Source organism: Thermosulfurimonas sp., assembly GCF_015491435.1.
In the GTDB taxonomy this organism is placed as follows: Bacteria; Desulfobacterota; Thermodesulfobacteria; order Thermodesulfobacteriales; family Thermodesulfobacteriaceae; genus Thermosulfurimonas_A.
In genome coordinates this window covers 1-9,914 of the sequence record NZ_WFVX01000126.1, presented here as the reverse complement: position 1 = coordinate 9,914, position 9,914 = coordinate 1, and the positions used below count along the sequence as shown (strand labels likewise).

Genomic DNA, 9,914 nt, shown 5'->3' with positions numbered 1-9,914 from the left:
GAAAGTTCGTCCCCTATCCCCCGGGCGAGAGCCGTGGCATAGGGGGAGAGAAAAAAGGGCACGTCCGCCCCGAGGGTGCGGGCCAGCGAAAAAAGTTCCGCCTGGGAAAGATGCCCGGGGTAGAGGGCGGAAAGCCCCCGGAGCACCGCCGCGGCATCGCTTGAGGCCCCACCGAGCCCCGTTCCGGCGGGAATACGTTTCCTGAGCCGGATAAAGACCCCGGCCCGAATTGCGGCCCGCGAAAGGAAGGCCTCCGCGGCCCGGAAACACAGGTTTTCCCTTCCGGGCGGGGCCTCTCCCTTAACCTCCAGGGCGATATCCGTGGCCTTCCTGAGTTCCACCTCGTCACAGAGGGTGATCTTCTGAAAGAGGGTCTCCAGTTCGTGGTAGCCGTCCGGGCGTTTGCGCAGGACCCGCAGGAAGAGGTTGAGCTTGGCCGGAGCGTAAAGCCTCATGAGGTAAGCTTCACATAACGCAGACGAAGCTCGTAAAGAATGCTCTCAAGCAGCCTCTCCTCGTCCGGGGTGAGGTTCCCCCGGGTCTTTTCCCGCAGCATATCCAGGGTGTCGATGGTGTGCCGGGCCAGGGTGAGGTTTACGGTCTTTTCGTTGGTGTCCGGGTTGGGAAGCTCCCCCAGATGGATGAGAGCCGCGGTGTTAAGCGAGAGGATGAAGGTGCTGAAGGTCACCGGAGGCAGGGGTATCGCCTGCTTTTCCCTTTTTTCTCCGTCGCCCATATCCGCGCCTCCTACTTTTTCTTCTTGATGATCACTTCCGTACGACTGACGTACCCTCCGCTTACCGGCTTCCGCTGACTCAGCTGGTCGTGGAGTTTTCGGATGCGGTCGGTACGCACATACTCCTGGGCCCGGGAGAGAAATCTCCGGGCCTCCCCTACCTTTCCGTCTATAAGATAATCCCGGGCCCGCTTGAGGATAGCCCTTTCCCGCTCGGCCCGAAAATCAGCCGCATCCTGAAACCCGAAGAGGGAGGGCAACTTCAACACCCGCGACTCCCCGCACCGGGGACAGGGAGGAAACTCTTCCCCCATCTTCATGAGACGCTCAAAGATCTCCCCGCAAACCTCACACCGAAACTCGTAGATGGGCATTCTGGAAATTCTTCCGGGTGAAACTATTTTTTGTTAGGATAGGGCAAGATCGGCAAGAACACAAGAGGGGAAGTGCATGGCGCTCATCGCTCTCGATTGCGAAGGACCCATAACCTTAAACGACAATGCCTATGAATTTGCCGCGGCCATCATTCCCAAGGGGGGAGAATTCTTCGCCCGCATCTCCCGTTACGACGATTATCTGGCCGATGTGGAGAGGCGTCCGGGCTACAAGGCCGGGGATACCTTAAAGCTCATCCTTCCCTTCCTTAAGGCCTATGGGGCCACCAATCGGGCGCTGCGGGAATTCTCGCAAAAGACCTTAAAGGTTCTCCCCAAAGCGGTGGAGACCCTTAAGGCCCTGAATCGTCTTTCCCCCACCTTCATCATCAGCACGAGCTACCGCCCCTATCTTGAGGCCCTCTGCCAGGTGGCGGATTTTCCTCTGGAGCGGGTCTTTTGCACGGAGGTGGATCTTGAGGCGGTAAAGATTCCTCCCGCCGAGGAAAGGGAGCTTCGGCGGCTCTGCGAGGAGATCCTCGCTCTTCCCCTCATCGAGATTCCCCCCGGGGCCCGGGGCCCTTCGGATCTTTCCGCCGAAAGCCGGCGGGCCCTGGAGCGACTGGAGGAGATCTTCTGGAAGATCCTTCCGGAGATGGAGGCCGGGCGATTCCTGCGCGAGGTGAATCCCGTGGGCGGGGCGGAGAAGGCCCGGGCGGTGGAAGAAGCCCTTGCGGAGACCGGCTCCTCGGCCGCCGAGGCCATCTACTTCGGCGACAGCATCACCGACACCGAGGCCTTGAGCCTGGTGCGCGAGGGCGGAGGCGGGGCCGTGGCCTTTAACGCCAATCGCTACGCCCTTAAGGCCGCGGAATTCTACGTGCTCTCCGAGACCGCGGAACCCCAACGAATCCTTTCCGAGGCCTTCGTCTCCGGGGGGCGCGAGGGACTCATCGGTCTTTCGCCGGGCCCGAACTTTGAGTTCGGTCGCATCCAGCATCCCTCCGAGGAACTCATCCGCCGCAGCGAGGCCTTTCGCAAAGGGGTCCGCGGCGAAGAGATAGGAGCCCTGGGATGATCCCCTTACAGGACAGCCTTCCCCGACGCACGGTTCCGGTGGTCACCTGGGGGCTTATCGCGGTAAACACCCTGGTGTTCCTCCTGGAGACCGCTCTTCCGGAACCCACCCGGGAGCTGGTCATCCAGTATCTGGGCCTGGTTCCGGCCAGACTCACCGATCCGGTCTGGGCCGCGGCCCACGGTTATCCCCCCGGGGCCTATCTCACCCTCTTTACCCATCTCTTCCTTCACGGGGGCTGGGTCCATATCCTGGGCAATATGTGGACCCTCTGGATCTTCGGCGACAACGTGGAAGACCGGATGGGGCACCTGCGGTTTCTGATCTTTTATTTCCTGTGCGGGTTTGTGGCCGCCCTGGTCCATGTACACATGTACCCCCATTCCACCATCCCCACCATCGGGGCCTCCGGAGCCATCTCCGGGGTGCTGGGAGCCTATCTCCTCATGTTCCCCGCCGCCCGGATCGTGGTGATGATCCCCATTTTCATCTTCCCCTTCATCTTCGAGGTGCCGGCGGTGTTCTTTCTGGTCTATTGGTATCTGCTTCAGGTCTTCTCCGGCACCCTCTCTCTGGCCCTGCCGGAGCCGGTGATCGAGGTGGCCTGGTGGGCCCATGTGGGGGGTTTTCTGGCGGGTATGTTCCTTCACCGCTTCTTCTGTCTCCGGGGTCGTTGCTATTACCGCGACGAGGAGATCCCCGGGGTGGTCTCCTATTTTGATCGTATAAACCGTTAAAGGAGGTTTTTGTATGACCGGTTTCGATCTTTTCTGGTTCTTTTTCATCCTGGCCGCCCTGCAGCCCATCCTGCGTCAGAGGTTGCTGGAGGCCGCCCGCCAGCGCATGATCGCCAAGATCGAAAAGATGCGGGGCTCACGGGTCATCCTTCTGGTGCATCGTCAGGAGACCATGAGTCTGCTCGGGTTCCCCATCATGCGTTTCATCGACATCAACGACTCCGAGCAGGTCATCCGGGCCATTCACCTTACCGATCCGGAGGTGCCCATCGACCTGATCCTCCACACCCCCGGTGGCCTGGTGCTTGCCGCCCTTCAGATCGCCCGGGCGGTAAAGAAACATCCCGGAAAGGTCACGGCCTTCATCCCCCACTACGCCATGAGCGGGGGCACGCTCATCGCCCTTGCCGCCGACGAGATCGTGATGGACGAACACGCGGTGCTCGGTCCGGTGGACCCCCAGTTGGGCCAGTTCCCCGCGGCCTCCATCGTGCGGGCCACCCGGGAAAAGCCCCTGGAACACGTGGACGATCAGACCCTGATCATGGCGGACATGGCCGAAAAGGCCCTGCGGCAGATGCGGGAAAACTTAAAGGACCTCCTTTCCGGCAAATACCCCCCGGAGAAGGTGGAGGAGCTTTCCGACCTCCTCACCCAGGGGCACTGGACCCACGACTATCCCATCACCTACGAGGAGGCCAAAAAGCTCGGGCTTCCGGTGCGCAAGGACATGCCGCACGAGATCTATCAGCTCATGAGTCTCTTCCCGCAGCCGGTGCGCCAGGTCCCCTCGGTGGAATTCACCCCCGGTCCCCGACGGGCTCCGGGCTCCCACAATCATCAGTCCATGCTCTCCCTGCTCCGCACCTGGTGGAGCTAATGACCCCTCCCCCTGCCTCCATCCCCGGGACTTGACCCCGGGGATTTTTCTGAACTAAAATTCACAACATGAACCTCCGTTCAAAAAGAAAGGTCTGGCAGGAGGAGGTCCGGCGGGAGATCCTTGAGGCTGCGCTTTCGGTCTTTTCCGAACGGGGCTACCATCGGGCCAGGATGCTCGAGATCGCCGAAAGGGCCGGGGTGGCGGTGGGGACCCTCTATCAATATTTTCCCAGCAAAAAGGCCCTTTACGAGACCCTCCTGCTGGAGACGGTCTCCAGGATCCACCGTCGGGTCATGGAGGCCCTTTCCTCTCCGGGCCCCCCGCGGGAAATCCTGCACCGTTTTCTGGAGGCCAAGCTGGAGATCCTGCGGGAAAACGAACCCGTGCTCCGGCTCCATCTCCGGGAACTCTGGGAGGCCCGTTTCCGGGGGGTCCACACGGAGAAGATCCGCGTCCTGTTTGAGGAGTATCTGGACCGTCTGGCCGGGGTGCTGAGCCGGCTGGCCTCTCCCCTTTCCGCCCATCCCCGCTTTTACGCGGCCCTGGTGGACGGGATAATCGCCACCGCGGTGGTGGAGGCCCTGGAGGGAAGGAGGCCCTTCCCCGAACCCCGGGACCTCTGGGAAATCCTCACCCAGCCCCTTATCCCCCGGGAGAACCGCCATGCATAGCCGACATCGCCAGCTGGCCGCGGCCATCCTGCTCACCATCTTTCTGATCCTCCTGGCGCTGCTGGCCCGTTTTCTCTGGCATCGCCATTATTACGCGGTAACCAACGCCGTGTTCGTGGAAACCGATTCCCTGGTCCTGGTCTCTTTCCAGAAGGTCAACGGCCGACTGCGGCGGCTCTACGTGCCCGAGGGGGCCCGGGTGCAACAGGGGCAGCTCCTGGCCGAGCTGGACAACACCACCTATGCCCTCTCGGTCCGGAACCTGGCCGACCAACTCCGTTCCCTGCGGGAAAAGTCCCGGGCCCTGAGCATAAAGATCCAGAGATTGCGCACGGACCTGCGGTTGCGTCAGGCCCAGATCGAGGACGAAATGGAAAGGTTACAGGCCGAAAGACGGGCCATGCAGAGCGAGGTGGCGGCCCTGGAGGCCGAGCTGACCCAGACCGCACGCGATCTCCGCAGGTTCCGGCGCCTTCTGCGGGAGGGGCTCATCGCCAGGCACCGTTTCGAGGAGATCCAGACCCGATGGCTGAGCCTCACCCAGAAGAAAAAGGCCCTCCTGGCCCGGGTTCAGGCCCTTACCGCGGCCATCCGTTCCACAGTCAAGGAAAAAGAACGCATCCTCAACCAGCACAAACTGATCCGGGAGAATGAAAGGGAGCTTGCGGCCCTGAAGGCCCGCATTCAGGCCCAGGAAAGGGCTCTGGAGGAGGCCCGGGTCCTCCTCTCCTACTGCCGGCTCCAAAGCCCGGTAACCGGCTACATCGCCAAACGCTTCCACGCCCCGGGCGATGTGGTGGGCCCCGGGGAGCCGGTCTATGCGGTGGTGGACTTCTCCAAACTCTATGTCCTGGTGCTTCTTGAGGAAACCAAACTCCGGGGGGTCCGGCCCGGGTGCGAGGCCCGAATCCGGATAGATGCCTATCCCCACCATACTTTCTACGGCGTGGTCACCGCGGTGCTCCCGGCCACCGCGGCCAAATTCGCCCTGGTACCGCGGGACATCTCCGCCGGAGAATTCACCAAAGTGGCCCAGCGCATTCCGGTCAAGATCAAAATTACCCGGGGAGACCTCTCCCTCCTCCGGGTGGGCCTGGGGGGAGAGGTGGAGATCAAGAGGAAATTCTGATGGCCGGCGCTCCGGTTTCCCGGGATTTCTACTATCCGGTCCCTCCCCTCGATCGCGTGCTCATCACCTTTATCGTCATGACCGGTTTCTTCATGGCCATTCTGGACACCACCATCGTGGATATCGTGGTCCCCAAACTGATGGGCCCGCTTTCCACGGATCTTTACGGCATCCAGTGGGTGATCACCGCCTACATGACCGCCGCGGCCACCGGGCTCATCTTCGTGGTGTCCCTGGCTCCCAGGATCGGTTACGCCTGGACCTTCCTTTCGGGCATCTCTCTCTTTACCCTTTCCTCGGCCATGTGCGGCATGGCCGGAAGCCTTCCCTATATGATCTTCTGGCGCGTCGCTCAGGGCCTGGGCGAGGCCTTCATCGCCGCCTCGGCCCAGACCATCCTTCTGGCGGTCTATCCCCCGGAGCGACGCGGGCTGGCCATGGGCATCTTCGGCCTGGGGGTAAGTTTCGCTCCGGCCCTGGGACCCACCCTGGGAGGATTCCTCACCGAACATCTCTCCTGGCGCTGGATCTTTCTCATCAACCTCCCGGTGGGACTCCTTACCCTCACCGGAGGCCTCTTCTTCCTGCCCCGGACCATCGGACGCACCGGCCGCTTCCAGTTCAACCCCGTAAGCTACGTCTTCCTCACCACCTTCACCGTATCCCTGCTCATTCTCCTCTCCAAGGGTCAGCAGCTGGGCTGGTTCCAGTCCACCCTTATCGGCACCCTGGCCTTCGTGGCCGCCCTTTCCCTGGTGGCCTACCTGGCCAGTGAATTCTTTTCCCGGCGCCCCCTCCTGGATCTATCCATCTACCTCATCCCCCGCTTCGGTCTTACCATGGGCTATCAGTTTTTCCTGCTGGGGTTCTCCATGTATCAGATCTTCTATCTCCTTCCCCTTTATTACGAAAACCTCAAGGGGCTCACCACCCTGCAGGCCGGGTTGCACATGCTGGCCTTCGCCAGCTGCATAGGCCTCTTCTCCATCCTCTCCGGCGCCCTCAGCGACCGCTTTAAACCGGAATACCTCCTTCTGCTCAGCTTCCTCCTCTATTCCGTGGTGGGCATCTTCCTCCTGCCGCGCCTCAATTACTACACCCCGGCCCTCCGGGCCGCTCTCTATACCGTGCCTCTGGGCATGGCCATCGGGACCTTCTTCCCTCCCCTGGCCCGGATCGTCCTCTCCGACCTGGGCCCGCGAACCGGACTGGGGGTGGTGCTCATGCACTATCAGCGATTCATAGGGGGCTCCTTCGGCACCGCCATCGCCACCAATACCCTCACCTACCGCACCGATTTCCATTTTCAGGAAATCACCGGGCTCCAGAACCCGGTTCTGGTGGAAAAGGCCATCCGGAAGGGCGCGGCTTTCCTGCAACCCTTCTTCCCCCCTTCCCTGGCCCTGCACAAGGCCAAGGCCCTCATGTTCCGGGTGGAAACCCTCTATGCCGCAAGCTACGCCTTTCAGGACACCTTCCGTCATACCTACTATTTTGCCCTTATCGGGGCCGTTTTTCTCTCCCTTCTGCTCTTTCGCGAACTCTACCTCGGTCGGCGGGAACGAAAGGGGGTGAGAGCATGAGGAGGATCCTTCCCTGGGTCCTGATCTGGCTATGTTTGCTGAGCCGGGTCTCCCCGGCCGGGGAACGGGTGTTCTCCCTGCGGGAATGTCTGAGGCTGGCCCTTTCCCGGTATCCGGCCCTCAAGGCGGCCCTGGCCCGGGTGCGGGCCTCGGAGGAAAGGGAAAAGGCCGCCTTCCGGGAACATCTTCCCCGCCTTTACACCGGCTACGACTATCGACGCTACCGGGACCGGGAGACCCTCACCACCCCCTTCGGTAGCTACCCCATCCGGGGAAGGGAGGAGGCCCTCTTCACCGTAACGGTCAAGCTGCCCGTGTTTCACGGTCTGTCCATCTCCCTGCGTCATCGTCTCCGAAAACTTGAGGTCAACCTCTCCCGGATCGAGGAGGCACGCACCCGGCAGGAACTCATCTTCCGGGTAAAGGAGGCCTATTTTCGCCTGGTTCAGGCCGAACGGGAGGTCGAGCTGGCCCGAAAATCCCTGGAAAGACGCCGGGCCCATCTCCGGGATGTTCAGGGATTCTTCCGGCAGGGGCTGGTGGCCCGAAACCAGGTCCTGCAGACCCAGGCCGAGGTTCAGGAGGCCGAATACCGGCTCCTTTCCGCGGAAAACCGGCTCAGGATCGCCGCCTCCCGTCTGAATCTGCTCCTGCAGCGTCCCCTCTCCGCCCCCATTCGGGTGAAACCGGAATTTCCCCTGGAACCGGTGAACCTGAGCTACGATCAGCTCCTGCGGATGGCGCTGAGCCATCGTCCGGAGGTGAAATCCGCGGTCCTGGCGGTGAAACTCAAGGAAAAGGAACTGGGCCTGGCCCGAAGTCGTTATTTTCCCTGGCTGGATCTTCAGGCCCAGTATTACGTGCGGGGAGATCGGCCGGACCTCTCCGAGAACCCTTACGGCGATCGGGAAAACCTCTGGGTGGGTTTCTCCCTCCGGTGGGAACTCTGGGACTGGGGAATCCGGGCCCGGGAGATGGCAGCGGTACGGGCCGAAATCCTCTCCCGGCAGGCCCTGCTGAGGGAGATCCGGGACCGGGTGGGACTGGAGGTAAGGGAGGCCTATCTTAAGCTCCTTGCGGCCCGCAAGAAGATCCAGGTGGCCCGCAGCGCCCTAGCCGCCGCCCGGGAAAACTTTCGCCTGAACCGGGCCCGTTTCCGCGAGGGGCTAGCCGACACCACGGAGGTCATGGACGCCGAGACCCTGCTCACCCGGGCCCAGACCCAGGAAATCGCCGCCCTGGCCGACTACGAAATCTCCCGCGCCCGGCTGGCCTACGCCGTGGGGCTACCGGACCTTCCCCGGGGTTCTCCGACTCCGCCGGCGGACCACCCCCACGCCGAAAAGACCCAGGCTGAGTAACCCGGCCGCCGCCGGAAGGGGAACCGCATGCACCCTGAACCCGTCCCCGCTAAAGGAAAACTGAAACTGAGAAAAATCTATCCCCTTCTGCCAGGCAATGGAAAGGGAGGGGGAAGGATCGGACTCGTTAACGGTGTAAGCCGCCATCCCGGGCTGCGAGGTCCAGACATAGGTGTCGGGATTACTGTCTCCGCTCGTATCCCAGGCCACATAGATATCGTAAGTCCCGGGGGAAAGATCGAAGGACCGGGTAACACTCGAATTGGCCGAAATCGCAAGACCACTCGAAACCCAGGAATGGTCGGTAGAAGCTATCCCCACCCAGTAGGTCCTGCTATCGGCATTGGCGAATACGGCCGTAAAACTAACCGTACCATTATTATCCCCATCCACAAATTCCACATAGAAACCCGGAAGGGTCGAGGCCCGCACCCCTGAAACCAGGAGCAGGAAGGCCACCCCCAGCCATAACCCCCACCAGATCCCCTTAACCCTTCTCCGCCTCATTTAGCACCCCTTATTTAAAATTCATTTTAATTCAACTTTTTTCTAACCAGAGGCTTAGAGAGTCTTTTATCATCTTCCACCCGGGGCTGTCAAGATCATCCTCTTTTTAGTTGCCGGATGAAAGGAGCCTTTTTCGAAAAAGGGCCGCTCCCGCCAGCCCGGAACCCAGGAGCAGAGCCGCCCCGGGAAGGGGGACCACCGGGGCTCCCTTCTGGGCATAAAGGGTCTGTATCTCCTCCGGGCTTAAGGCCGTGGACCAGACCGTAATCTCATCCATCACCCCCTCGAAGTAATTGTCGCTTCCCGCAAGATCAAGCCCCAGATAAAAGGGCTGGATGAGACCCTGAACCGTTTTTTCGATGGTGGTCTGCCCTACCTGGATGCCATCCTGATAAAAGGTGAGAGTGCTTCCGTTATAGCTTACAGCCACAAAGTGAAATTCTCCCACCTCTACCATGGCCTCGGGAGTAAAATACTGATCATACCAGCCGTTGATCCGGGAGTGTCCGTATCCGTTCTTAAACTCCAAGTTAAAAGTGTTCCAGGAATCTCCCCCGAAGGTCACAAACCCGAGCCAGCCAAGATTATCCGTATTCAGGGTGGAAGGATTGGCCCAGCCGGCGATGGTGAAGGAATTGGTGGGCCACCTGTAATCCTGCGTGGTCACAAGATAGGCCTGCCCTCCCGAGGCGAAGGAAAGAGCCTGCCCCCTGGGCCCGGAAACCAGGGAAAGAGACCCGGAATTCTGAACACTCATCTCCCATGTCCCGGAGGCTCCCCACCCCCGATAAGGATCTTCGGGATCATCAAAGGACCACCAGGCCACAAGGGACTCGAGCGGCAGGGGGGCCGAAG

Annotated in this window: 12 protein-coding genes; 7 read left to right on the top strand and 5 right to left on the bottom strand. The window is 61.1% G+C overall.

What is annotated here, in order from left to right:
* The 3 genes from ispE to F8J34_RS05765 form a co-directional block, all read right to left on the bottom strand.
* A partial coding sequence (ispE, locus tag F8J34_RS05775) for a 4-(cytidine 5'-diphospho)-2-C-methyl-D-erythritol kinase (protein ID WP_297057083.1) occupies nucleotides 1-455 on the bottom strand: 455 nt, incomplete at its 3' end.
* Entirely contained in the window at nucleotides 452-736 is a 285-nt protein-coding gene (locus F8J34_RS05770; protein WP_297057081.1) for a DUF1844 domain-containing protein, read from the bottom strand. The genes F8J34_RS05770 and ispE, both read right to left, overlap by 4 nt.
* A gap of 11 nt (nucleotides 737-747) precedes the next feature.
* Complete coding sequence (locus tag F8J34_RS05765; RefSeq protein ID WP_297057080.1) at nucleotides 748-1,110, bottom strand: zinc ribbon domain-containing protein; 363 nt, start codon at nucleotides 1,108-1,110, stop codon at nucleotides 748-750.
* Nucleotides 1,111-1,186: 76 nt separating this feature from the next.
* On the opposite strand from F8J34_RS05765, the gene F8J34_RS05760 reads away from it, so the two are divergent.
* From F8J34_RS05760 to F8J34_RS05730, 7 genes are all read left to right on the top strand, one after another.
* Nucleotides 1,187-2,188 carry a hypothetical protein gene (locus tag F8J34_RS05760; RefSeq protein ID WP_297057078.1) on the top strand — a complete coding sequence of 334 codons (1,002 nt, stop codon included), beginning with the start codon at nucleotides 1,187-1,189 and terminating at the stop codon, nucleotides 2,186-2,188.
* A complete protein-coding gene (locus tag F8J34_RS05755; RefSeq protein ID WP_297057076.1) occupies nucleotides 2,185-2,925 on the top strand; it encodes a rhomboid family intramembrane serine protease in 741 nt (246 codons plus the stop codon). Before F8J34_RS05760 ends, F8J34_RS05755 begins: the two co-directional genes overlap by 4 nt.
* 13 nt (nucleotides 2,926-2,938) lie before the next feature.
* On the top strand, nucleotides 2,939-3,805 hold the full coding sequence (locus tag F8J34_RS05750; protein ID WP_297057074.1) for an ATP-dependent Clp protease proteolytic subunit: 867 nt from the start codon (nucleotides 2,939-2,941) through the stop codon (nucleotides 3,803-3,805).
* A gap of 68 nt (nucleotides 3,806-3,873) precedes the next feature.
* Nucleotides 3,874-4,479, top strand: a complete 606-nt coding sequence (locus tag F8J34_RS05745; RefSeq protein WP_297057072.1) for a TetR/AcrR family transcriptional regulator — start codon at nucleotides 3,874-3,876, stop codon at nucleotides 4,477-4,479.
* On the top strand, nucleotides 4,472-5,608 hold the full coding sequence (locus F8J34_RS05740; RefSeq protein ID WP_297057070.1) for an efflux RND transporter periplasmic adaptor subunit: 1,137 nt from the start codon (nucleotides 4,472-4,474) through the stop codon (nucleotides 5,606-5,608). The genes F8J34_RS05745 and F8J34_RS05740 overlap by 8 nt, the downstream gene beginning before the upstream one ends.
* Entirely contained in the window at nucleotides 5,608-7,191 is a 1,584-nt protein-coding gene (locus F8J34_RS05735; RefSeq protein WP_297057068.1) for a DHA2 family efflux MFS transporter permease subunit, read from the top strand. Before F8J34_RS05740 ends, F8J34_RS05735 begins: the two co-directional genes overlap by 1 nt.
* Nucleotides 7,188-8,552: a TolC family protein gene (locus F8J34_RS05730; protein WP_297057067.1), complete on the top strand. Its 1,365-nt coding sequence runs from the start codon at nucleotides 7,188-7,190 to the stop codon at nucleotides 8,550-8,552. The genes F8J34_RS05735 and F8J34_RS05730 overlap by 4 nt, the downstream gene beginning before the upstream one ends.
* Here F8J34_RS05730 and F8J34_RS05725 read toward each other — a convergent pair.
* Together F8J34_RS05725 and F8J34_RS05720 are read right to left on the bottom strand one after the other, a co-directional pair.
* Nucleotides 8,478-9,059, bottom strand: coding sequence for a hypothetical protein (locus F8J34_RS05725; RefSeq protein WP_297057065.1), 582 nt, complete (start codon nucleotides 9,057-9,059; stop codon nucleotides 8,478-8,480). The genes F8J34_RS05730 and F8J34_RS05725 overlap by 75 nt on opposite strands.
* Nucleotides 9,060-9,165: 106 nt before the next feature.
* On the bottom strand, nucleotides 9,166-9,914 hold a 749-nt coding region (locus F8J34_RS05720; RefSeq protein WP_297057063.1), incomplete at its 5' end, for a LamG domain-containing protein.